A 23,453-nucleotide genomic window follows, 5' to 3' on the forward strand; every position below is an offset into this window, starting at 1 on the left:
CTCCCAACCCCGCTCGTGCTGAGGCCTGAGCCTGTCGAAGGGGCGAAGCACGCCCGCACAACCGGAGATGCAAAGTGAAAGGTGTCGGCACCGAAATCGGGACGATCCACTTCGTCGGCATCGGCGGCATCGGCATGTCCGGCATTGCCGAAGTCATGCACAACATGGGCTATGCGGTGCAGGGCTCTGACATGGCCGAAAGCTATGTCGTCGATGGCCTGCGCAAGCGTGGCATCAAGGTGCTGATCGGCCAGAAGACCGAAAACGTCGATGGCGTGGCTGTGGTCGTCACGTCCACCGCCGTGAAGCGTGACAATCCTGAAGTCGTCGCCGCGCTTGAAAACCGTATCCCGGTCGTCCGCCGTGCCGAAATGCTGGCCGAACTGATGCGCCTGAAAAGCACCGTTGCGGTGGCGGGTACGCACGGAAAGACCACCACCACCTCGATGATCGCCTGCCTGCTCGATGCAGGCGGGGTGGACCCCACCGTGATCAACGGCGGCATCATCAACTCTTACGGCTCGAACGCCCGTCTGGGTGACAGCGACTGGATGGTGGTCGAGGCTGACGAGAGCGACGGTTCGTTCCTGCGGCTCGATGGCACGCTGGCGGTCGTCACCAACATCGATCCCGAACATCTCGATCACTACGGCAGCTTCGAAAAAGTGAAGTCTGCCTTCGTCGAATTTATTGAAAACGTGCCGTTCTATGGCGCCGCCATGCTGTGCATCGATCACCCGGAAGTTCAGGCTATCATCCCCAAAGTGCGGGACCGCCGTGTGGTTACCTATGGCTTCTCCGCACAGGCAGATGTGCGCGGTGAGGCTGTGACGCCGATCCCCGGCGGCAATCGCTTCGATGTGCTGCTGCGCCAGCGCGATGGTTCGTTCCGCCGAATCGAGGGCCTCGAACTGCCGATGCCCGGCCGCCACAACGTCCAGAACGCGCTCGCCGCCGTGGCCGTCGCAGCAGAAATGGGCGTATCGGACGAACTGATCTGCACCGGCTTTGCCAAGTTCGGCGGGGTCAAGCGCCGCTTCACAAAGGTAGGCGAAGTGGCCGGTGCTACGATTATCGACGACTACGGCCACCACCCGGTTGAAATCCGCGCCGTCCTCGCCGCCGCGCGCGAAGGCGTACAGAACCGCGTGATCGCCGTGGTCCAGCCGCACCGCTTCACGCGCTTGCGCGATCACATGGAAGACTTCCAGGGTGCGTTCAACGATGCCGACGTGGTCTATGCCGCGCCGGTTTACCCTGCGGGTGAACAACCCATCGAAGGCGTGGACAGCGCCGCCATGGTCGAAGGCATCAAGGCGCGCGGCCACCGCAGCGCGCATCTGATCGCCGGGCCGGAGGCGCTCGCGCAGGAACTCGCTGCCACCGTGCAGCCGGGTGACATGGTCGTCTGCCTTGGCGCGGGCGACATCACCAAGTGGGCCGCAGGGCTGGCCGATGCGATTGCGGCTGAGAGGGGGCAGGGGTGACAACCATCGCGCTGCCGCAGGTTCGCGGCAAGCTCACGCCCAACGCCCCGCTTGCCCCACTGGTCTGGTTCAAGTCCGGCGGCACTGCCGACTGGCTGTTCGAGCCGAAGGACGTGGCCGACCTGCAGGATTTCCTTGGCAACCTCGCCCCTGACGTCCCGGTCATGGCGCTCGGCCTCGGCTCCAACCTGATCGTCCGCGATGGCGGCGTCCCCGGCGTGGTCATTCGCCTCGGCAAGGCCTTCGCCAAGGTCGAGCGAGTCGATGAAACCACACTCAATTGCGGCGGCGGTGCCAGCGGCATTCTCGTCTCCTCAACAGCGCGGGACAACGGCATTGCAGGTCTGGAGTTCCTCCGCTCGATCCCCGGCACAGTCGGCGGTTTCGTGCGCATGAATGGTGGGGCCTATGGCCGTGAGGTCAAGGACGTGCTGATCGATTGCGACGTCGTGATCCGCTCGGGCGAAATCGCCACGCTGCCCTTGAGCGAACTCGGCTACACTTACCGCCACTCGGATCTCACCGATGGCTGCGTCGTCGTCGCCGCACGCTTCCGGGGTGAACCTGGCGATCCGCAAGCGATCCAGACCGAAATGGACCGCATCAGCGCCGCGCGCGAAGCCTCGCAACCGCTGCGCTCCAAAACCGGCGGCTCCACCTTCAAGAACCCTGATGGCGCAAAGGCTTGGGAACTGGTCGACAAGGCCGGTTGCCGAGGGCTGACCATCGGTGGCGCACAAGTCAGTGAAAAGCACACCAACTTCCTCATCAACACCGGCACTGCCACCAGCGCCGAAATCGAGGAACTGGGCGAGGAAGTCCGCCGCCGCGTGAAAGACAGCGCAGGCGTGGACCTCGAATGGGAAATCAAAAGGATCGGCCGCAAGTGACTCTCCCTAAACTTCACGTAGCCGTGCTGATGGGCGGCTGGTCGAGCGAGCGTCCGGTCTCGCTCATGTCGGGCGAGGGCGTGGCCAAGGCGCTTGAATCCAAGGGCCACAAGGTCACCCGCATCGACATGGACCACGACGTTGCGCTGCGTCTGTCCGAAGCAAAGCCCGATGTCGTGTTCAACGCGCTCCATGGCACGCCGGGCGAGGACGGGACGATTCAGGGCCTGATGGACATCATGGGCCTGACCTACACCCACTCCGGTCTTGCCACGTCGGTCATCGCCATCGACAAGGAACTGACCAAGCTCGCACTCGTCCCCCACGGCATCCCCATGCCGGGCGGGCGCATGGTCAAGACGGAAGACCTCTACAAGGCCGACCCACTCCCGCGTCCTTATGTGCTCAAGCCTGTGAACGAAGGCTCCTCGGTCGGCGTCGCCATCGTCACCGCAGATGGCAACTATGGCAACCCGATCAGCGCGGACAGCAAAGGCCCGTGGCAGGAATTCGACCAGCTTCTGGCCGAACCCTTTATCCGTGGCCTCGAACTGACCACAGCCGTCATCGGAGACCGCGCGCTGCTCGTTACCGAACTGCGGCCCAAGTCCGGCTTCTACGATTTCGATGCCAAGTACACCGATGGCATGACCGACCACATCTGCCCGGCCGAAATCCCCGACGAAATCACCGAGGCGTGCAAGCAGATTGCCCTGCGCGCGCACCAGTTGCTCGGTTGCAAGGGCACGAGCCGCTCGGACTTCCGCTGGGATGATCAACAGGGCGTCGAAGGGCTGTTTCTGCTCGAAGTGAACACCCAGCCCGGTATGACCCCGCTCAGCCTCGTGCCTGAACAGGCCCGCGCGCTGGGCATGGACTATCCCGATCTGGTCGAGGCAATCATCGCCGAGGCTCTTCAGGACGCAGGAAAGGCCTGAATCATGGCGCAGACGATCAAGCGAGGCGGAAAGGGTGTGCGGCGCGCGGCAGCAGCGCGCACAACGCAGCGCAAGGTCCAGACTGCGCGCAAGCAGACCGGTTCGCTGCTCGACAGCGTGATGGTGTGGATGCCGTTCAGCGAAGAGACGCTGCACCGCATCGTGATGTTGCTGATCCTTGGCGTAACCGTGGCCATCGTCTGGACCGTTGCGGTCTTGGCAGGCGTTCCCGCGCTTGCATCTGAGCAGGCCGCGCTCATCGCATCGGATGCGGGCTTCAAGGTCAGCCACCTCGAAGTGCGCGGCGTAAACCGCATGAACGAGCAGAAGATCTACGAAAAGATCCTCGGCCAGAACGATCGTGCGATGACCACGCTCAATCTTGCCGCGCTGCGCGATGAATTGAACGCCATCTCGTGGGTCAAGGATGCGCGGGTTTCCCGCAAACTTCCCGATACGCTGGTGATCGACATTGTCGAACGCAGCCCCCACGCGGTGCTGCGCAAGCCTGACCGGCTGGTGCTGATCGACGATACCGGGGCTGAACTCGAAACGGTCAAACCTGATCGCGCCAAGGGTATGCTCGTCCTCACAGGCTTGGGCGTGGGCAAGCGCGTGCAGGATCTCACGCACCTGCTCGATGCCGCCCCTGCGCTGAAGCCGCAAGTTGCCGAAGCCGAATGGGTCGGCAACCGCCGTTGGAACCTGACCTTCAAGACCGGCCAAATCCTCGTCCTGCCCGAGGGCGACGAAAAGTCGGCAGGCGCCTTGCTCAGCTTTGCCCGCATGGATGGCGTCAATCGCCTGCTCGGTGGCAAGGTTGCCGCGTTCGACATGCGCGCTGGCGACCGCATTTACATGCGCGTACCGGGCCACGCCGAAGAGCAGGCCGAAGAAAAGCGCGCCGCCGCGCAGGCGAAAGCCGAAGCCAAGCGCATCGCCGCCGCCGCCCGCGCTGACGAGGGCTGATCGCACCACATGGCCACGCCGCGCATCACCAAGGTTTTTGCAGCCGTCAATATCGGCTCTTTCCGCGTGTCAGCGATGATCGCAGGCCTGTCGGAAACTGGCGAGATGGTCGTGCTCGGTTCGGGCCACCGCGCAGCACAAGGGATCAAGCGCGGCTACATCACCGATATGCAGGCCGCCACGCATTCGGTCCGCGATGCGATCGAACGTGCTGAAAAGATGGCCAACATTGGCATCCAGAAAGTGTGGATCGGTTGTTCGGGCGCTGGCCTTGGCAGCACCACCGCCAAGGTTGAAGTCGACATCGGCGGTCGCCGCATCGAACAGGACGATATCGAGCACCTGCTGGTCGCCGGGCGTGAAGTGATCGAACCCGATGGCCGCACCGTCCTCCACGCCCAGCCTGCACACTATACATTGGATGGCGCACACGGCGTGCCCAATCCCAAGGGCCTCCATGCCGAACGGCTCGCGGTCGACATCCACGTCATGCTGGCCGATGGCGCACCCATCCGTAATATCCGCGAGGCGGTGCAGAACGCGCATCTCGATGTAGAAGCCGTGGTTGGCTCACCCATCGCTGCGGGCCACGCCTGCCTGACGCCCGAAGAGCGCGAGCTTGGCGTCGCGCTAGTAGAATTCGGCGCGGAAGTGACCACAGTTTCGGTCCACGCCGCTGGAATGCTGCTCGGAATGCAGGTTATCCAGTATGGTTCGGGCGACATTACCGATGCCATCGCTTCGGCCTTCGGCATTCGCCGCTATCAGGCCGAACGCCTCAAATGCATGTCCGGTTCGGCGATCGCCAGCCCTGCCGATCACCGCGAGATGATCCCGGTCAATGCGCCGGGCGATCCCGAAGGCGGCCCCGTGGCGCGCCATGCCGATGACAAGAATCGCATTCCCCGCGCCGAACTGATCTCGGTCATCACACAGCAACTGGGCTTCTTCACAGAAGAAGTGTCAAAGGCGCTCAAAGCGATGGGCTTTGTTGGCCAAACGGGGCAGCAGGTCGTCCTCACTGGCGGCGGCGCACAGCTTCCCGGCCTTGCCGACTATGCGCAATCCGCGCTCGGTCGCCCGGTCCGCATCGGCTCTCCACCAACGATGGTAGGCCTTCCTCCCGGCCACGCGACTCCAAGTTCCACGACTTTGGTCGGCCTCGTGCTCTTTGCGGCTGCCGATCCGGTCGACATTCGCAGCGTTGGCCCGGCCTACACGCCGGATGGTTCCTACAAGGGCGTTGGTCTGCTCAATCGGCTGGCCCGCGCCGTAAAAGATTACTTCTGAACGGAGTTTTCCACCGTTCCGGCTCGAAATGGCCGGAAACATTGACCGTCATAGTGCTGCAACCTGTGGAAAAGGTTGTGGGGCCTTTGATTCGATGAGCCTGCTTGTGCAACAGGTTAATGTGAAATTGTCCAATCGTGCCAAAGGTCGGAAACGGCCCTCGGCAAAAGCAGCGACCCGCTTGGGAGACCGACTATGAGCATCAACATCGGACCGCCGGCCATTGACGAGCTTCGGCCCCGCATCACGGTGATCGGGGTCGGTGGCGCAGGCGGCAATGCCATCGCCAACATGATCAACGCGCAGATCGAAGGCGTCGAATTCATCGTCGTCAACACCGATGCGCAGGCGCTCAACAACGCTATCGCCGAAACCCGTATCCAGTTGGGGCCTGATATCACGCAGGGCCTTGGCGCAGGCGCCCGTCCCGAAGTGGGCCGCGCCGCCGCCGAAGAAACGCTTGAGGAAATCGAGCGGGCTCTGGACGGTGTGCACATGGTGTTCATCGCAGCGGGCATGGGCGGGGGCACCGGCACCGGCGCCGCTCCTGTCATCGCTGAAGCGGCCCGCCGCAAGGGGGTGCTGACCGTCGGCGTCGTTACCAAGCCGTTCCTGTTCGAAGGCACGCGCCGGATGCGCGCTGCGGATTCGGGTATCGAGGAACTGCAGAAGCACGTCGACACGCTGATCGTCATTCCCAACCAGAATCTGTTCCTGGTGGCGAAGGCCGAAACGACCTTCAAGGAAGCGTTCCAGCTGGCCGACGAAGTGCTGCAGCAGGGCGTGCGTTCGATCACCGATTTGATGGTCATGCCCGGTCTCATCAACCTCGACTTCGCCGACGTGCGCTCGGTCATGGGGGAAATGGGCAAGGCGATGATGGGGACGGGTGAGGGGGAAGGCCCCAACCGCGCGCTCGAAGCTGCCGAACGCGCCATTGCCAACCCGCTGCTCGATGGCGTGTCGATGGCAGGTGCCAAGGGCGTCATCATCTCGATCATCGGCGGCGATGACATGAAGCTGCTTGAGGTTGACGAAGCCGCCAACCACATCCGTGAACTCGTCGATCCCAACGCCAACATCATCTGGGGCTCTGCTTTCAATCCCGATCTCGATGGCAAGATCCGCGTCTCCGTGGTCGCTACCGGCATCGAACAGAGCAACGAACAGGCAGAAATCGCCTCGCGTCCTGTGTCGATCCCCGGCACGTCGCGCGGGCCTGCCGTTCCTTCGGCTGCACCCGCGGCACCGGTTTTTACACCGCCGCCTGCGCAGCCTGAGCCTGCTCCTGCTGCTTTTGTCCCCCCGGCAGAACCTGTGTCGGCACCCGAGCCGGAACCGTTTGATCTGACGCTCGATTTGACATCTTCGCAGGAAGAGCCGGTCGCGCCGCCGTCTGATGAACTGCTGCTTGGCGATCCTCAGGCTGCGCCAGAACCCGCTATGCCACGCCTGAGTCGGACAGAAGAATCGGCCCCGGCGAAGGCCGCTGGCGGCAGCACCTTGTTCGAACGCATGGCAAACCTGTCCCGTGGCAACCGCCCCGAAGATGATGACGGTGATGAGGGCGGCTCGCTCAACATTCCGCGCTTCCTTGGGCGGCAGAATAACCAGTAAATGCGATGAGCGGCGGTACATGTTGCCGCCGCTTCATCCATAATGATGTATTGAGCGCGGCAGGATGATGAATCGCTTCCCATACGCGCAAGGCTCGTGCCTCGCCGTCTCGTTGCTGCTTGCCGCAGTCTCTTCCCATGCGCTTGCCCCTGCCGTGATGGCACAGGCCGCTCCTGCCACCATATCGCGCCCGGTTGTGCAGTCCACAGCGCCCAGTCCCAGCAGCGAACTCAACGCTGCGTTGGCCCGCCTTGCGACTGATCCGCGCAACGTTTCTGCGCTGTCCGATGCCGCCGAAGCAGCGCTCAAATTGGGTGACAGCGATGCCGCCATCGGCTTCCTGACCCGTGCCGATGAAGTGCAACCCGGTAATGCCCGCACCAAGTCCCTGCTCGGCAAGGCGCACCTCGCCGCTGAAAGACCCGTCGAGGCCATCCGTGCCTTCGACGAAGCCGAGCGCGCGGGGGGTGATACTTTCGCCATGGCCGCTGAAAGGGCGTTGGCCTACGATCTGGTGGGTGACAATGGCCGTGCCCAGCGCTGGTATCAGGTTGCCCTCAGCCGTGGCCCCAATGACGAGATCACGCGCCGTTTCGCCATGAGCCTCGCGATTTCCGGTGACCGGCGCGGTGCTGAAACGCTGCTCGCTCCGCTGATCGAAAAGCAGGACCGTGCCGCCTGGCGTACCCGCACGTTCGCGATGGCCGTCACTGATGGTGCGGACGAGGCAGTGGCTATCGCTTACGCCTCTATGCCACAGGATCTCGCTTCGGGCATCGCGCCGTATCTGCGTTTCATGCCCCGGCTGACTCCGTCACAGCAGGCTGCGGCCGCCAACTTCGGACGCTTCCCGCGCGCAGCAGATATGGGGCGCGATGATCCGCGCGTGGTGCAATACGCTGCGCTCAACCCGCGCGCGCCCCGCGTTGCCGAAGCAGGCCTGATCCCGGCGGGAGCGCCGCTTGGTCCATCCTCAGCGTCAAAATCCGAAAAGCCCAGCCGGGAAAAGCGCCGCCGTCCGGGCAAAAGCGACGAAAAGACGGTGCTGGCACAGGCCACTCAACGTGCTACCGTTCCTGCCGCCGCGGCCCCGCAACCAGCGCCGACCAAAACGACCACGCCGCCCAAAACGCCGCCCAGCACGCAGCAACGTCCACCAGTGCTGTCGGCGCTTGATGTCCCACCCGGCGCACAGCGCCCGCCAGTGCCGCCGATCCGTCCATCCGCATCCACGCCAGCAGTGGCGCAGAGCGCGCCAGCAGCGACCGTCCCACCAATTCGCACCGCAGCGATGGCGACGCCGCCCGCTGCTACACCGCGGGCCAGCCAGCCTGCCCCGGCACCAAGCAGCTTCAATCTCGCACAAGTTGGCAGCACAACCGTCACGACATCGCCGACAACTGCAACCCCTATGGCCGCGACACCACCGGCCTCCACGCAGACTGCTGCCCTGCCGCCGCCAGCGCCTGCTCCCTCTGCGCCTGCCTACACATCGGCCGGTGCAACATTTGCCCAGTCTGCTACGCCAACGCCAGTGCCAACGCCAACGCCAACGCCAGCGCCACCTCCGGCACAATCGCCCGAACCTGCACGCCCTGTGGATTTCGCATCGTTGTTCAAGACGTTCGAGCCGCCAGCGGAAGAGAGGGCCGCCACCGTCGCCGCCGTCGATATCACGCGCCTGCCGCCCAAGCCTGCGCCAAAGCCCGATCCGCGCGGTGAACGCCCCGATGGGCCGACCGACGTCTCACGCACGCCCGCCAAGGAAGCCGAAAAGGCCGCTCCCAAGGACGCCAAGGCAAGCGCAAAGGCAGCAAAAGATGCAAAGGCGGCCAAGGACGCAAAGGCCAAGAAGGCTCCACCCAGTCACCCCAGCCGCATCTGGGTGCAGGTGCTTACCGGTGCAAACAAGGGCGTGATGGACAACGAATGGCGCCGCTTGGTGAAAGTAGCGCCAACCCTCCTGCGCAGCCGCAAGCCATACCTTTCCCCCTGGCGCAGCAATTTCCGGCTGCTCACCGGTCCGTTTGAAAGCGAGGCAGCAGCACAGGATTTCGTCACCAAACTCAGCAAGGACGGCGTTTCAAGCTTCCAGTGGACCAGCCCGGCGGGGCAAGCGGTCGATACTTTGGCCCTGAAATAGGGGCCTCGGGCAAGGGTGGTTGTTCACTCCTTGTCCACAGCTTTCCCACAAGCTTATCGAGTTTTGCCCAACCGCCTGTTAACCCACGATTGTCGGCAAGGGGTGTTAACCCCCATTGACGGTGTGAGCAGCAGGCAGGACATTTCGTCCCGTCCGGGCCGACCAGCCTAGGAGGCCCGATCAAGTGTTCAGGGGACGGACGATGCGGACCGGTCATGACGATAACGAGCGCGAGGAGGCTGCGCCCGTTGACATGATCGCATCGCTGTTCGAAGCGCGCGGCTGGCCGTGCGAATTCGTCTCGGACGATGAAGTCACTGGCGAAATCCAGGGATCATGGGCAAACTATCAGCTCCGCGCGATCTGGCGTGTCGAAGATCACGTGCTCCAGATCCTGTGCCTGCCCGATATCCGCATTCCCGATGACAAGAAGTCGGCGGTTTTCGAACTGATGGCCCTGATCAACGAGCAGGTTTGGATCGGCCACTTCGATATCTGGTCAAATGGCGCGGTCCTGCTCTATCGCCACGGCCTCATGCTGGGCGACGAAGGCCTGCTCAGCATCGGTCAGGCGCAGGCCGCGATCGAGGCAGCGGTGGATGAATGCGACCGCTTTTACCCCGCCTTCCAGTTCATCATGTGGGGCGACAAGTCTCCCGCTGAAGCCCTTGCCAGTGCCATGGTGGATGCGGCCGGAGAGGCGTGAGCGACTCCCTGCCAAGACCGCTTGCCGGAAGCGTGGCTGATGGGCATTGAGCAGCGTTGAGCGACTCAAGGATAACAGCCCATGACCAAGACCTTCCTCCAGTTCGGCTGCGGCAACATGGGCGGGGCCATGCTCAAAGGCTGGTTGGCTGGCGGCATGGCGCCTGAGACCTTCACCATCGTCGATCCCTATCTCGAAGCCGCACCGCAAGGCGTCCGTCTCCTCCACGCCGCGCCGCAGGGCGAGGGGGCATTCGATGTCGTCCTGTTGGGCTTTAAGCCACAGCAGTTGCCCGATGCGGCGACGACGGTGCGCCCGTTCGTTGGCCCGGACACCCTGCTGCTCTCGATCCTCGCAGGAGTCGATCTGGCCACCCTGCGCAGCGCGTTCCCCGATGCGCGCGCGATCGTCCGCGTGATGCCAAACCTCGCCGCCGCGCTCGGCAAATCGCCCATCGCGCTGGTCGGGGAGGCCGATGAAGCCGCTAGCGCACAGGTCGATGCACTGATGGCTCCACTCGGTCAGGCTGAATGGCTGAGCGCGGAAGATCAGATGGACCTGGTCACCGCCCTCGCGGGATCAGGCCCCGCCTTCGTCTACCGCGTGATCGATGCACTGGCACAAGGGGCTGCGGCACTCGGCCTTCCGCGCGAACAGGCAGACCGGTTGGCGCTGTCGATGGTCGAAGGCGCAGCGATGCTCGCCGCCGCGTCCGAACACAGTCCCGGCGAACTCGCGCGCCGCGTTGCCAGCCCCGGCGGCGTCACCCAGGTCGGCATCGATGTGCTCGACAAGGACGCCCGACTGGTCTCGCTGATGACCGATACTTTGCGCGGTGCAAAGGACCGTAGCGCCGAGATGACCGAGCAGGCGCGGGCCAAAACCTGATCGCCGCAACAATTCGTTACAAATGATTGGTCGCCTCTGGCACCGGTTTCGCTTGAAAGCGGAACCCAAAGCGCCGATATTCCGTTTACGTGGTCATTGGGGCCACATAACGGAGCTTTGAAAATGGCAAATTGGAACGACCCTCGGCCCAACGGGACGGGTTTCGGCGCGTCTCCGAGCCTTTCTGGCGCTTCCACACGCGGCGAAGTGTTCGACGCGGGTCTGCGCCGTCACATGCTGTCGATCTACAACTACATGGCCTCGGGCGTCATGCTTTCGGGCATCGTCGCGCTGCTGTTTGCCACTTCGGGCATGACGCAGGCTGTCATGGGCACGCCGCTCAAGTGGCTGATCATCCTGGCACCTCTGGCATTCGTGATGTTCATGAGCTTTGGGGCGAACAAGTTTTCCACCACGGCGCTTCAGGGCATGTTCTGGGGCTTTGCCGTGGCAATGGGCCTGTCGATGTCGACCATCTTTCTGGTCTACACCGGCACCTCGATCGCTGTAACGTTCTTCGCTACGGCGGGTGCTTTTGCGGGTCTTAGCCTCTATGGCTATACCACCAAGAAGGACCTGTCCGGCATGGGTACGTTCTTGATCATGGGCGTAGTCGGCCTGCTGATTGCAATGGTGCTCAACATGTTCCTGCAGTCGTCAGGCTTGGCACTCGCGATCAGCTTCCTTGGCGTGCTGATCTTCGCTGGCCTCACCGCCTATGATACGCAGCGTCTCAAGGAACAGTATGCCTACGTTGCAGGCACGGATTTCGCGGGCAAGGCCGTCGTGCTCGGCGCGCTGAGCCTCTACCTTGATTTCATCAACATGTTCCAGTTCCTGCTGCAGTTCATGGGCGAACGCCGCTGATCTGCTGAAGCAATTGGGCTGAACAAGATTGCCCGGCGGGCCGCAACGGCTCGCCGGGTTTTCTTTGCGTGGGGGATTCTCATTTGCGCACATTCGCGCTAATGTCCCTTCATCTTGCAGCAATGTTCCGCGGTTCAAGCTTCACTGCTGAAAATCGGATTGTTCAATAATCGAATTCCTTGGGGGAATGCCGATGTTCGAGTTCCGGCGCGTTATCGCGCCAACTGCCCTGACCACCGTCTTGGCCATCGGCCTTGCATCCTGTGCTGCGCCGCCTCCGCCACCTCCGCCGCCGCCCCCGCCGCCGCCCAAGGTGGTCGTCATCCCGCCAAAGCCGCGGGCACCCAATGGTGCTTCTGACAATCTGCGCATTCCGCCCGCAGACGCCAATGGCCTGCGCTATTCGATCAACCGCGACATCAGCCCCGCACAGATGCTGTGGAACCTGCGTTCGGCCTATAACGTTGCTGCGCTCAACTGCAGCAAGCCGCAACACGCTGATATTCTGCCGCGCTACAAGACGTTCCTGACCGCTCACGCCAAGACGCTGACGGCAACCAACAAAAAAGTCGACGCCGAATTCAGGGCCAAGCACGGCGCAAAGTTCATCGCCCCGCGTGAAGCCTACATGACATCGGTTTACAACCACTTCGCGCTGCCGCCGACTCTCCATGACTTTTGTGACGCTGTGGGGGCAGTCACACGCGATGGTGCTGCGGTGAAATCTGCCGAACTTGAAGCCTTCGCTGCTCGAAGCCTTCCCAGTATCGAAGTGGTGTTCGACGATTTCTACCGTCGCTACGAAGTCTATCGTAACGATCTGGCGATCTGGCAGGCGCAGTATGGTCAGCCGGTAACAACGGCACAGCCCGCCGTCACAGTGCCGGGTGTATCGATGCAAAGCTCCGCAGGCGCTGGCAACTGAACCGCGGCACGCCGCAAAGAATCTGAACAATAGGTCTTTGCAGGCCGGAAGCGCTGCGCTAATGGCGGCGCTTCCGTTGGCGTGCCTTGTGTGCGTCCGATGGGCGATACCCGGAACGGGGCCGTAGCTCAGATGGGAGAGCGCGTCGTTCGCAATGACGAGGTCAGGGGTTCGATCCCCCTCGGCTCCACCACTAGGTATCATCGAACCGCCTGATCAGGCAGGCGCCTTGCGGTTCGACGTTACAAGCTCTCCATGAACGGGTAAAAGGCTCGCTCCGGGGCGCGATGTTGCATTTGCTTCGGGCCTGTCAGTCACGTTTTGTGGCGCCAGTTGGATCAGTTACCCGTATGCATTTTCTCGATCAGGCCAAGATTTTCATTCGCTCAGGGCAAGGCGGCCCTGGTGCCGTCAGCTTCCGTCGTGAGAAGTACGAAGAGTACGGCGGCCCCAACGGCGGCAACGGCGGCAAGGGTGGCGACATCATTTTCGAAGCCGTCGCCGGTCTGAACACTTTGATCGACTTCCGCTATACCCAGCATTTCAAGGCCCAACGCGGCCACGGTGGCGCTGGCTCCAACCGCACCGGGGCAGGGGGCGAGGATCTGGTGATCAAGGTTCCCGTCGGTACGCAGGTGCTCGACGATGACCGTGAGACTGTCCTGCTCGACCTTACCGAAGTCGGTCAGCAGGTCGTCCTGCTGCGCGGCGGCGATGGCGGGCGGGGCAATGCTTCGTACAAGACTTCGACCAACCGCGCCCCGCGCCAGCATGGTCCTGGCTGGCCCGGTGAGGAAATGTACGTCTGGCTGCGGCTTAAACTGCTGGCCGATGCCGGCCTTGTTGGCCTGCCGAATGCGGGCAAGTCCACCTTCATCAACCAGATCACAAACACCAAGGCCAAAGTCGGTGAATACGCCTTCACCACACTGCGTCCGCAACTTGGCGTGGTATGGCATCGCAATCGTGAATTCGTGCTGGCCGACATCCCCGGCCTGATCGAAGGCGCGGCAGATGGCGCGGGCATCGGTGATCGCTTCCTCGGCCATATCGAACGCTGCCGCGTGCTGATCCACCTGATCGACATTCACAGCGAAACCGACCCCACCGAAGCCATGCACATCGTCGAAGGCGAACTCGAAGCCTATGGCTCTGGCCTTGACGAAAAGCCCCGCCTGATCGCGCTCAACAAGATCGACCTTGTCGACGCAGAACTGGTGAAGGCCTTCAGCAAGGAACTCATCGCCGCCGGTGCCGACAAGGTCTATCCGATCTCCGGCGCAACCGGCAAAGGCATGGACGCCCTGATGGACGCCGTGCTCGGCTACCTCCCGCAAGCCACCATCACCGAACGCCCGACGGGCCAGGTCGAGGATGGCGACGACGAAAAGCCCTGGTCGCCAATCTGATGCTTCGACAAGCTCAGCATGAGCGGCTGGGGAAACACCCTCAAGCCCGCTTGTCCTGAGCTTGTCGAAGGACGGATGTGTAACGCCACAACGCCCCACATATCCGACCGGCAACCCTTCACGCACTGTCACAAATACCCTAAGCGGCTCCCATGCATATCAGCCAGCTTGCCCATCTGACCGACGCCACCACCTGCCCGCGCCTCGTGGTAAAGGTTGGCTCGGCGTTGCTTGTGGGCAAGGATGGTGCCCCCCGCCGCGAATGGCTCACCGCGCTCGTCGCCGAAATCGCTGCTGCGCGCGCAACTGGGCAGGAAGTCATCGTCGTCTCCTCCGGGGCTATCGCCTTGGGGGCGCGCAAGCTGGGCTTGGCCAAGGGTGGGCGCGGCAGCCTTTCGGACGCGCAGGCCGCAGCCTCGGTCGGCCAGATCGCGCTCGCGGGCCTCTGGGCCGAACTGCTCGGCACACACGGCCTCACTGCCGCGCAGATCCTGCTCACACTGGAGGATCTCGAAGATCGCCGTCGCTACCTCAACGCCACCGCCACGCTCGGCACCCTTTTGGCCGCAGGCGCTGTCCCGGTCATCAACGAGAACGACTCTGTCGCCACGCAGGAAATCCGCTTTGGCGATAACGACCGCCTCGCAGCGCGTGTAGGGCAGGCCGCAAATGCCTCTGGTGTCCTCCTCCTCTCCGACATTGACGGGTTGTATGATCGCGATCCTCGCCAAGCGGGAGCCACCCGCATCCCCGTGGTGCGCGGCGTCACGCCAGAAATTCACGCGATGGCCACTGGCGGTTCTTCTTCCGGCCTCGGTTCGGGCGGAATGACCTCCAAACTGCAAGCCGCCGAAATCGCCGAACTCGCGGGCATGGCGCTGGCCATCATCGACGGCCAGCCTGTCTCCCCCATCAGCGCCGCCATTACCGCAGATCGCGGCACGCTTTTCCTCCCACGCGGGCGCAAGCAGGCGCGCAAGGCGTGGCTCGGCGGGCGGATGCGGATGCGCGGAAGCGTCCACGTCGATGCCGGTGCCGCTGCCGCGCTTACCCGTGGCTCCAGCCTGCTCGCAGCCGGAATCACCGCTGTCGATGGCGATTTCCAGCGCGGCGATGCCATTGCCGTTGTCGCGCCCGATGGTCAGACCCTCGCGCGTGGCCTCTCCGAATATGACGCCGCCGAATGCCTCGCGCTCAAAGGGCATCACAGCCGCGAGCACGAAGCGCTGCTAGGCTATGCCCCCCGTTCCGCTCTGATCCATCGTGACCAGATGGTGCTGCTTTAATGCCCGCAGAACTGCTGGCGATCACCGGGGCGACCGGCTTCGTCGGGCAAGCCGTGCTGGATTACGCCGCCCGCGCCGGGATCGAGGTCCGCGCACTTGCCCGCCGTCCACAGGAAGCCCGCGCCGGAGTGGAATGGGTACAGGGCGATCTGGACGACAAGCGTGCGCTCCAGCGCCTCGTTGGGCGGGCCAGCGTGGTTCTTCACATCGCAGGGGTGGTCAACGCGCCAGACCCGCAAGGTTTTGAGGACGGCAACGTCTGGGGCACGCTCAACGTGGTCAACGCCGCGCTCAATGCAGGCGTCCCGCGCTTCGTCCATGTGTCCTCGCTCTCCGCGCGCGAGCCGGACCTGTCTGTCTATGGCCGGTCCAAGCTGCGTGGCGAAAGGATCGTCAAGGCCAGCAGCCTCGATTGGACTGTGGTGCGCCCGCCCTGGGTCTACGGCCCACGGGACACCGACACGCTCGAAATGTTCAAGGCCGCAAGGTACGGCGTGTTGCCCGTCCCGCCAAAGGGCCACGCCTCACTCATTCACGTCAACGATCTCGCGCGCTTGCTTCTAGCATTGATCCCCGGCAGCGAAGACGTGACGCACATGACCTTCGAGCCGGACGACGGCACTCCCGGCGGCTGGAGTCACAACGATATCGCCAAAGCCATTGGCATGGCCGTGGGCAAGCGTGTCACCCCCATCAACCTGCCCGCAGGAATGCTGCGCCTCGGCGCAAAGCTCGATGTCCGCTTTCGGGGGAAGGGCGCAAAACTCACGCTCGATCGCGTTGGCTACATGTGCCACCCCGATTGGCGCGTGGGCGAGGGGATGCAGCTGCCGCCCCATATCTGGACGCCGCAAGTCGAAACCCGCATGGGCCTGCACGCCACAGCCGCGTGGTATCTCGCCGCGCGCTGGCTCAAGTAGTGACGTTCCAAATAACTGCTCCAAAGTGACGCCACGCGCTTGCAGCGGCACGCAATCCGTGGTGACTTGGCCTTCTCACTGTCTGTCGAGGGGGAAGTTTGATGGAATGGATGCTGATGCCGTACCGGCGCTATGCACAGTTTTCTGGCCGTGCGCGGCGCAAAGAATACTGGATGTTCGCGCTGTTCATGTTTCTTGTTTACATGGTCTGCGCGGGGCTGATGCTGGCAGGCGGCGGGATGGCGGCTTTGACAGCCGGGATTCCCGAACCGGATGGCCTTCCTGTCGCGGCTCCTGAATTCAACCCGCTGTTCTGGCTCGGTGCAGGTTTGCTTGGCATCTTCGCACTGGCCAGTTTCATCCCGTCCATCGCCGTCGGCGTGCGCCGCCTGCATGATCGTGACATGTCGGGCTGGTGGTATCTGGGGTTCATCCTTGGCGGAGCGATCCCGGTGATCGGCGGTCTTATCAGCCTCGGATTCCTTGTGCTGATGTGCCTGCCCGGCACCACCGGCATGAACCGCTTCGGCGATGATCCCAAGAACCCCGTCGGTTACGACGTGTTCGGCTGACTCGATCCGGCGCGGCCTTTCGGGGTCGCGCCAATACGCCGGAGCGCGCCATGAACTGGATGACCTTGCCCTACCGCCGCTATGCCGAATTTTCCGGCCGCTCACGCCGCCGCGAATACTGGAGCTTTGCGCTGTTCTATTTCCTCATCATGGTGGCGCTGAACATCGTGTTCGGCACCAATGATGTGGAAAGCGGGGGCGGGGCGTTTGTCTATGGCACGCGGCTTGTCGGCGCGGGCAGCTGGATCGGCAGCCTGTTCTGGCTGGCCAGCCTGATCCCCGGCCTCGCCGTTTCGGTGCGCCGCCTGCACGATCAGGACCGCACCGGCTGGCTGCTCCTGCTGTGGCTCATCCCGTTCCTCGGCTGGTTCGCCATTCTCGTGCTGATGTGCCTCGAAGGCACACGCGGCCCCAACCGTTTTGGCCCTGATCCCAAGAACCCGACACCAGCTGACGTTTTTTCCTGACTTCAGTGCGAAGTCCGCTTCGCCCGCTTGATCGTCCCGGAAAAGCTCAGCACCGCTTCTTCTGTGCCATCCGCATCCACGCGCAGGATCGTGCCGCGCGCAAACACAAGGCTCCCTCCCGCCCGCACACATTCGCCGCGCGCGGTCAGCAGGTCACCAGCCTTCGCGCCGCTCACGAATTCGCAGTTCATTGTCACGGTCACGCCCGACACTTCGTCCCCGCCCGATGCCGCCACCATGAACAGCGAAAAGTCAGCAAAGGTCATCAATGACCCGCCATGGACAATGCCATGGCCGTTGAGGTTCTTCGCCTCAGGCCGGAATCCGGTCACGATCCCGCGTTCATCGCGCTTTACAAAGAACGGGCCAACGCCATCCTCAAACGGATCGTGGCCAGACCACGTCCACCAGCCACCCCAAGCCCCATCGGCCACCGGTTCAAAACGGCCCCGGATCGGGGCCTCGTCACTTTTGCTCATGGACCTGCTTTAACCGGACAGTTGAAGCGCTGTCTAGGCAACTTCCTGCGGTGTGCGCGCCATCATCTGTGTGGCGAGCGTGCGGCCCGAAATCCAGGCGTTCTCCACGCGCGGACCCAGCAGCCAATCGCCGCAAATGCCGATCTTCGACTGAGGGCTCCACAGCGCCCCCAGATTGCTGCCGGTCGACATGGCATAGCGCCAGCGGTGGGCCGAGGCCACAACCGGCGTTGGCAGCACCATCCCCAGCGCCTCGCCCAGCGCGGCCAGCAAGGCTTGCGCCACGGCATCGGCACCGTCTTCGATATGCTGCGTGGACCAATGCGGACTGGCTTGAACCACCCACGTCTCCGGCCCCTTGCGCCCTGGTTTTGCCCCGTTGCGCGCGGCCCAACTGATCAACCCGGCCTCACGCACCGTATCGGCCTTGCAAGGCAGTCGATCTTCAAAGGCAAACATGCCCGTCCAGCATGGCTGTGATCGCGCGGCAAGCGCGGTGGACGCCAGCGAAAGGTCGTGCAACGCGACGATAGCCGAAGCCTGTTCGGGTGGCAGCGAAACCACCACCGCATCGAACGGCCCTTTCTGCGACCGCTCTCCATCGCCCGTCTCGCCGGCCAGATGCCAGTCGCCCTCGCGCCGCACCAACCCGCGTACATGCCAGCCGAACGTCACATCATGCTGGTCGGCCATCTCCCTAACGACCGCGTTCATCGTCGGCACACCAACCCATGCGCCGGTGCCCGCAGCAGGCCACGGCGCAGCCACGCCGCTGGCAGACCAGCGCGCCACTTGCGCCATGAAAGCCGGATCGCGCACCGTGAAGTATTGCGCACCATGATCGAAATGCGCTTCGCCCAGTGGGGTAGCCATGCGACGCGTGGACATGCGCCCACCGGGGCCGCGCGCCTTGTCGAAAAGCGCAACCGTGTGTCCGGCACGAATGAGTTGGGCGGCGCACGAGAGACCGGACATCCCCGCGCCAACAATGGCAACATGCATTTTCATGATCTTTTTCGGGGCGTCAGCCACGTCCCATAAGCGCCAGAACTTCCTTGCGGCTGCTGGCATCGTTCAGAAAGCATCCGAGCATCCGGCTCGTCACCATACCCACCCCATGCGTGCGCACGCCGCGCCCAGTCATGCAGCCATGCTGCGCTTCGATCACCACAGCCACGCCATGCGGCTGCAAATGCTTCTGAATGCACTGCGCCACTTCGGCGGTCAGCCTCTCCTGCACCTGCAATCGGCTGGCAAAGCCGTGCAGCACACGCGCCAGCTTTGAAATGCCAACCACGCGGTCCTTCGGCAGATAGGCAATGGAGGCCGTGCCCGTGATTGGTGCCATGTGGTGTTCGCAATGGCTTTGGAACGGGATGTCGCGCAACAGCACAACCTCGTCATAGCCGCCCACTTCCTCGAACGTGCGCGAAAGATGCGCGCCGGGGTCTTCGGCATAGCCCCGGCAATATTCGCGCCATGCCCGCGCCACGCGCTTGGGCGTGTCGATCAGGCCTTCACGGGTCGGTTCGTCGCCTGACCAGCGCAGCAGCGTGCGGATCGCTTCCTGCACGTCGTCGGGCACGATCAGCTTGCCATCTTCACCGGTGACATCGGCCATGCCGGTCGATGCGGCAATGGAAGGGGAGTAGACGTTCATCGGCTGATGCGCTCCGGCTGGCTCAAGTATGTCTGAATGATGACCGGATGCGCTCAGGTCCGGCTCGGAACAACCCGGACCAAAGGGCACGGATTGGAAACCTGCCGCAAAGTGCGTATATGAGCCGCATGTCGATATCCGAGATGATCAGTTCCAGCCCGACGGCCGCCGTCATCAGCAATCCGCGCCTGCCGGATAACCCGATCATTGCCTGCAATGATGCATTTGTCGATCTGACCGGATACCCGCGTGAGGAAATCATCGGTCGCAACTGCCGCTTCCTGCGTGGCACCGGCACAGAGGACGACAAAGCCCGCATCTTGCGCGAAGGCATTTTCCGCAAGCAGCCGGTCATGGTTGAAATCGTCAACTACAAGAAGGACGGCACCCGCTTCCGCAACGCGGTCATGGTTGCCCCCATTTTCGATGCCGAAGGGGAGGTGGAATACTTCCTGGGTTCGCAGGTCGAAATCGCCGAGGATCAGGGGCAGGCCAATGACCTGCGCCGCAATGATGCTGCGACCCGCGTCGAACGCCTCAGCCGCCGCCAGAAGGAAATTCTGATCTTGATGGCCGCCGGAAAGCTGAACAAACAGATCGCCTACGAACTGTCTTTGAGCGAACGCACGGTCAAGATGCATCGCTCCGCTGTGCTCAAGGGCCTTGATGTGAAAACCAGCGCCGACGCCATTCGCGTCGCTATCGAAGCAGGCTTCTAGAACTTCAGCCGAGTAGGGGCTTGGCACCCTCGATCCGAAACTCGCACCACGCGCCACCCGGATCAAAGTTGAGGTCTACCGCCGCAATTCCCGGTTGCGCCATCAACAGCCGCGTGCCCAGCCCATCGCGCGCGGGCGGGGTGACAGGCGGGCCGTCCTTTTCGGCCCACAGCAAGTATAGCGTCGATTCATCCGGCCCGATGAACCACGTCAGGTCCACGTGTCCACGCTCGTTTGAAAGCGCGCCATGCTTGACCGCGTTGGTGCTCAACTCGTGCAGTGCCATGATCAGCGGAATGCAGCTTTCCGTCGGTAGGAGACATGGCTCCCCTGACATCCTGATCCGGCCGTTGCGGTCAAACGGGGCGAGCGTCTGCTGTGCCAGTTGCGGCAAACGCCCCTCAGCCTCGGCTCCGATCTGCAACAGATCGCTCGCTGCAGCCAGACCCTCGATCCGCTGACTGAATTCCTTGAAGAAATCCATCGGCGACGCTGCCTTCGGCCCGCGTGAAGCGATCGCCTGAATCAGTGTGAGCATATTGCGCACACGGTGGCGCAGCTCGCGGTTATAGATCTCCTGCTGTTCGCTTAATGCGGCCAGCGCCCGCACTGACCGCCGCAGCAATGCACCGGTGGTGATGATCATCGCCGCCGACATTGCAAACAGGCCGAAAAATACCACTCGCAGCGTGTTCACATCCCTGAACCACGCGCCTCCGCCAAATAGCCGCTGCGATACCATCGCCGCGATCAGTGCAAAAATTGCTGCATATCGCGCCCGTAACGCCAACGAGGCGATTACAAGACTTGGCCAGAAGGTCAGGAACGGCAACCCCGGTACCCCGCGATCGACGCTTGATCGGAGCGCAATCGGTACAACCAGCAGCCCCGTGCACCATAGCAGTGATTCCGCCATCGAGCGGTCCCGCTCGACCAGCGCGCGCATGGGCGCGCCCTTCGACAGTTTCATATCCAGCAAAAACTGTCTCCTGATGGCGCGATTTCAACCCGGCATCATGTAATTATCCGTTTCGGAGATTGTAACCGGCCTACTGCCATAAATTCAAGGAATATCGCTGAATTTCGTCACCATTTCCGTGACTTCGGAAAACTTTCAATCAAAATGGTTGAGATTAGTGTGGCGGGCGAGGTCAAGATGATATAGTTGCTGTTGATACCGAACGCCCTGCAACGGGGCACCCTCATCCGGGACGGCCCGCCAAGCAATGGGGCGTCGGCAACGGAAGAGGTTTGCCAATGACATATGCAATGGAAAACCAGTCAAAACGCCGCGCGCAGGCGCTCGTGGCGGTCGGATTGCTGCACGGTGCCGCATTCTGGGCCATCGCTTCGGGCTTTGCCGGGGGTGTCGTCAACATCATGCGCGATACACTCGTCGCGCAGCAGTGGAAGGACGAGGTGAAGATCACACCCATTGCGCCGCTGCCTCCGCCGCCAACCGATCAGGCGCCAGTGGCGAAGCCCGACACCAGCCGCATTCTGGCACCTCGGAGCGAGATTACGCTTGCGCCGCTCGATCCCGCGATTGGCCTCGTGCCGGTTGAGATTGTCCCGGTACTTCCGTCTGGCCTACCAAGCGGATTGCCGACAGACTTGGGCACGCCGCCAGCGCCGAAGCCGTTGTTTACCACCCGCAGTGCCGCACCAAAGTCTGCCCCCGGGTCATGGGTATCGGACCGCGATTATCCTACGGCAGCTATCCGCGAGGAGCGCGAAGGCACCACGCGGTTCAGGTTGTCTGTCGGCATGGATGGCAAAGTGACAGGGTGTGAGATCACCGCATCGAGCGGGTCACCCGATCTGGATGCGGCAACATGCGCGAAAGTAACCGCGCGCGCTCGGTTCATCCCCGCGCTGGGCAGCGATGGTATGCCGATGTCGGGCAGCTATGCCAGCGCAGTCCGCTGGGTTTTGCCGGAATAGAGCCTTATTCTGATAGGACCACGGTCGGCCGGGCGGGGGGTGCAATTCCGCTCGGCCTTCCGGGGATCAGGTAAATCTCATTTGTCAGGCGTCGCCATCGGCTTTGCGCAGCAAAGACGTGCTTTCAACGACGTTGACGATAGAACGGCCAAGCATTTCCAGCGTCTGATCCATGGCTGCCAGCCCTCGGAAGGTCAGGCACACAAACGTGCGCCGCCCATCACGGCCGTCATCCTCGCGCTCTACCAGGCCGCGCGCCTCCAGAATGCGCAACCAGCGCAATGCCGTGGTCGGCGGAACATGCGCGCCGATGCACGCGCTCGTGGTGGGCACACGCCGATCTTCGCGCGCGGCGATGTACAGATCCAGCAGGATGTCCCACGTCGGTTCGCCAAACAGGTCGGCCGGCAGTGCCTTGTGGCGGCGGCGGCGGGCGGCATAGATCTCCCGCGCAATCGCGGTGTAGCGCGTCAGCGTCTCGGTATCGATCGCTTCGGGTGATGCAACGGTTTCGACAAGACGGGCGTGGCCGCGACTACCGTTAGCCGGTTGGTCGCCGCTGCCAATCGTGGCGCGCATGGAACGGACAGTCATTGAAGTGCTCCCCAGATGGTAAAGGCCAGTTGGTTGAATTCAGTTGGCTACAGGTCTCCCGTTCACGAAAGGCATGGCCCCCGTTCCGGCATTCCAAGATGGGTAAGGTGACTGCATTGACCTTCCCCAAGGTCATTGATGCAATCAGGCGAGGTGTTGGCCGTATTTGGTCATGTCAGGCGCCAGGCGTGGTATTGGCCAATGCGCCCGATCCGTCTCAGGTGTGCTATCGTGCCCGCGAAGAGCGTCAGCCCTTGAATGCTCACGGGAAGCTGAGTCATCGCAAAATAGCCGTATCGTACCAGCGACAGATCAACGAGTTTCGATACGTGCGAGACCATCACGATGATCTGGGCGGCACAGGCAATCATCGGCCATCCACGGTTTGCCCTCAAGGCAACCCATAGGAGTGCAATCATCACCCAGGTGTCGATGACCAGATGGCCGGGGTTTATCGAGAAAAACCCTGGATAGCCGAACAAGGCATGATTGATGATATCCAGCCCTGTTGCAGCAATCATGATCGTTGCCACAAGCCGTTCCGGTTCTTCGCCCTTCAAAAGGGCGAAGACCAGAATGGCGGCAGGTCGTGTCCCACTGGGTGGTGTAAGAGCCGTCGATCCAAGGTAGGATCGGGATCAGGTCAGGCTGCCACGGCGGGCAGGCTGACGATGGGATTATGG

The 23,453-nt window shown here is 62.7% G+C and carries 24 protein-coding genes and 1 tRNA gene; 19 read left to right on the plus strand and 6 right to left on the minus strand.

Features of this window, described 5'->3' with window-relative positions:
• Nucleotides 1-74: 74 nt before the first annotated feature.
• The 17 genes from murC (at nucleotide 75) to B7X90_RS05425 (ending at nucleotide 17,374) form a co-directional block, all read left to right on the plus strand.
• Nucleotides 75-1,487 (plus strand): UDP-N-acetylmuramate--L-alanine ligase, encoded by a 1,413-nt coding sequence (murC, locus tag B7X90_RS05345; RefSeq protein WP_292622401.1) that lies wholly within the window; start codon nucleotides 75-77, stop codon nucleotides 1,485-1,487.
• Complete coding sequence (gene murB, locus B7X90_RS05350) at nucleotides 1,484-2,377, plus strand: UDP-N-acetylmuramate dehydrogenase (protein WP_292622403.1); 894 nt, start codon at nucleotides 1,484-1,486, stop codon at nucleotides 2,375-2,377. The genes murC and murB overlap by 4 nt, the downstream gene beginning before the upstream one ends.
• Nucleotides 2,374-3,315 carry a D-alanine--D-alanine ligase gene (locus B7X90_RS05355; RefSeq protein WP_292622405.1) on the plus strand — a complete coding sequence of 314 codons (942 nt, stop codon included), beginning with the start codon at nucleotides 2,374-2,376 and terminating at the stop codon, nucleotides 3,313-3,315. Before murB ends, B7X90_RS05355 begins: the two co-directional genes overlap by 4 nt.
• 3 nt (nucleotides 3,316-3,318) lie before the next feature.
• Complete coding sequence (locus tag B7X90_RS05360) at nucleotides 3,319-4,284, plus strand: FtsQ-type POTRA domain-containing protein (protein ID WP_292622406.1); 966 nt, start codon at nucleotides 3,319-3,321, stop codon at nucleotides 4,282-4,284.
• Nucleotides 4,285-4,293: 9 nt separating this feature from the next.
• A complete protein-coding gene (ftsA, locus tag B7X90_RS05365; protein WP_292622409.1) occupies nucleotides 4,294-5,574 on the plus strand; it encodes a cell division protein FtsA in 1,281 nt (426 codons plus the stop codon).
• A gap of 195 nt (nucleotides 5,575-5,769) precedes the next feature.
• Nucleotides 5,770-7,191 (plus strand): cell division protein FtsZ, encoded by a 1,422-nt coding sequence (ftsZ, locus tag B7X90_RS05370; RefSeq protein WP_292622410.1) that lies wholly within the window; start codon nucleotides 5,770-5,772, stop codon nucleotides 7,189-7,191.
• Between the two features lie 67 nt (nucleotides 7,192-7,258).
• Nucleotides 7,259-9,334 (plus strand): SPOR domain-containing protein, encoded by a 2,076-nt coding sequence (locus B7X90_RS05375; RefSeq protein WP_292622411.1) that lies wholly within the window; start codon nucleotides 7,259-7,261, stop codon nucleotides 9,332-9,334.
• Nucleotides 9,335-9,536: 202 nt separating this feature from the next.
• Complete coding sequence (locus tag B7X90_RS05380) at nucleotides 9,537-10,040, plus strand: YbjN domain-containing protein (RefSeq protein ID WP_292622412.1); 504 nt, start codon at nucleotides 9,537-9,539, stop codon at nucleotides 10,038-10,040.
• An 81-nt stretch (nucleotides 10,041-10,121) separates the two neighbouring features.
• Complete coding sequence (gene proC, locus B7X90_RS05385) at nucleotides 10,122-10,928, plus strand: pyrroline-5-carboxylate reductase (protein WP_292622413.1); 807 nt, start codon at nucleotides 10,122-10,124, stop codon at nucleotides 10,926-10,928.
• 123 nt (nucleotides 10,929-11,051) lie between these two features.
• A complete protein-coding gene (locus B7X90_RS05390; RefSeq protein ID WP_292622415.1) occupies nucleotides 11,052-11,795 on the plus strand; it encodes a Bax inhibitor-1/YccA family protein in 744 nt (247 codons plus the stop codon).
• Nucleotides 11,796-11,988: 193 nt separating this feature from the next.
• A complete protein-coding gene (locus tag B7X90_RS05395) occupies nucleotides 11,989-12,720 on the plus strand; it encodes a hypothetical protein (protein ID WP_292622417.1) in 732 nt (243 codons plus the stop codon).
• A 117-nt stretch (nucleotides 12,721-12,837) separates the two neighbouring features.
• Nucleotides 12,838-12,913 (plus strand) — tRNA-Ala (locus B7X90_RS05400).
• A gap of 157 nt (nucleotides 12,914-13,070) precedes the next feature.
• Complete coding sequence (obgE, locus tag B7X90_RS05405) at nucleotides 13,071-14,129, plus strand: GTPase ObgE (protein WP_292622418.1); 1,059 nt, start codon at nucleotides 13,071-13,073, stop codon at nucleotides 14,127-14,129.
• Nucleotides 14,130-14,281: 152 nt separating this feature from the next.
• Nucleotides 14,282-15,415, plus strand: a complete 1,134-nt coding sequence (gene proB, locus B7X90_RS05410) for a glutamate 5-kinase (RefSeq protein ID WP_292622419.1) — start codon at nucleotides 14,282-14,284, stop codon at nucleotides 15,413-15,415.
• Complete coding sequence (locus B7X90_RS05415; RefSeq protein ID WP_292622420.1) at nucleotides 15,415-16,335, plus strand: NAD-dependent epimerase/dehydratase family protein; 921 nt, start codon at nucleotides 15,415-15,417, stop codon at nucleotides 16,333-16,335. The genes proB and B7X90_RS05415 overlap by 1 nt, the downstream gene beginning before the upstream one ends.
• A gap of 101 nt (nucleotides 16,336-16,436) precedes the next feature.
• Nucleotides 16,437-16,907, plus strand: coding sequence for a DUF805 domain-containing protein (locus B7X90_RS05420; RefSeq protein ID WP_292622421.1), 471 nt, complete (start codon nucleotides 16,437-16,439; stop codon nucleotides 16,905-16,907).
• Nucleotides 16,908-16,957: 50 nt separating this feature from the next.
• Entirely contained in the window at nucleotides 16,958-17,374 is a 417-nt protein-coding gene (locus B7X90_RS05425; protein WP_292622423.1) for a DUF805 domain-containing protein, read from the plus strand.
• 2 nt (nucleotides 17,375-17,376) lie between these two features.
• On the opposite strand, the gene B7X90_RS05430 is transcribed toward B7X90_RS05425, so the two are convergent.
• Genes B7X90_RS05430 through folE form a run of 3 tightly spaced genes read right to left on the minus strand, consistent with a single transcriptional unit; the run spans nucleotide 17,377 to nucleotide 19,474 of the window.
• Nucleotides 17,377-17,853, minus strand: a complete 477-nt coding sequence (locus tag B7X90_RS05430; protein ID WP_292622425.1) for a PaaI family thioesterase — start codon at nucleotides 17,851-17,853, stop codon at nucleotides 17,377-17,379.
• A 33-nt stretch (nucleotides 17,854-17,886) separates the two neighbouring features.
• Nucleotides 17,887-18,855, minus strand: coding sequence for an FAD-dependent oxidoreductase (locus B7X90_RS05435; RefSeq protein WP_292622439.1), 969 nt, complete (start codon nucleotides 18,853-18,855; stop codon nucleotides 17,887-17,889).
• Between the two features lie 22 nt (nucleotides 18,856-18,877).
• Nucleotides 18,878-19,474, minus strand: a complete 597-nt coding sequence (gene folE, locus B7X90_RS05440) for a GTP cyclohydrolase I FolE (RefSeq protein ID WP_292622440.1) — start codon at nucleotides 19,472-19,474, stop codon at nucleotides 18,878-18,880.
• 167 nt (nucleotides 19,475-19,641) lie between these two features.
• Between folE and B7X90_RS05445 the strand changes: the two genes are divergently transcribed.
• Nucleotides 19,642-20,232 carry a PAS domain-containing protein gene (locus tag B7X90_RS05445; protein WP_292622426.1) on the plus strand — a complete coding sequence of 197 codons (591 nt, stop codon included), beginning with the start codon at nucleotides 19,642-19,644 and terminating at the stop codon, nucleotides 20,230-20,232.
• Between the two features lie 4 nt (nucleotides 20,233-20,236).
• Here B7X90_RS05445 and B7X90_RS05450 read toward each other — a convergent pair whose 3' ends face one another.
• Nucleotides 20,237-21,202: a sensor histidine kinase gene (locus B7X90_RS05450; protein ID WP_292622442.1), complete on the minus strand. Its 966-nt coding sequence runs from the start codon at nucleotides 21,200-21,202 to the stop codon at nucleotides 20,237-20,239.
• Between the two features lie 287 nt (nucleotides 21,203-21,489).
• Here B7X90_RS05450 and B7X90_RS05455 point away from each other — a divergent pair, with 287 nt between their 5' ends.
• Nucleotides 21,490-22,176 (plus strand): energy transducer TonB, encoded by a 687-nt coding sequence (locus B7X90_RS05455; protein WP_292622428.1) that lies wholly within the window; start codon nucleotides 21,490-21,492, stop codon nucleotides 22,174-22,176.
• An 84-nt stretch (nucleotides 22,177-22,260) separates the two neighbouring features.
• Here the strand turns inward: B7X90_RS05455 and B7X90_RS05460 are convergent, their stop codons facing one another.
• Nucleotides 22,261-22,770, minus strand: coding sequence for a MarR family transcriptional regulator (locus B7X90_RS05460; protein WP_292622430.1), 510 nt, complete (start codon nucleotides 22,768-22,770; stop codon nucleotides 22,261-22,263).
• Between the two features lie 170 nt (nucleotides 22,771-22,940).
• Nucleotides 22,941-23,291, minus strand: coding sequence for a hypothetical protein (locus tag B7X90_RS05465; protein ID WP_292622432.1), 351 nt, complete (start codon nucleotides 23,289-23,291; stop codon nucleotides 22,941-22,943).
• Nucleotides 23,292-23,453 lie beyond the last annotated feature (162 nt).

The sequence above is a fragment of the Novosphingobium sp. 17-62-19 genome (assembly GCF_002256775.1).
GTDB lineage: Bacteria > Pseudomonadota > Alphaproteobacteria > Sphingomonadales > Sphingomonadaceae > Novosphingobium.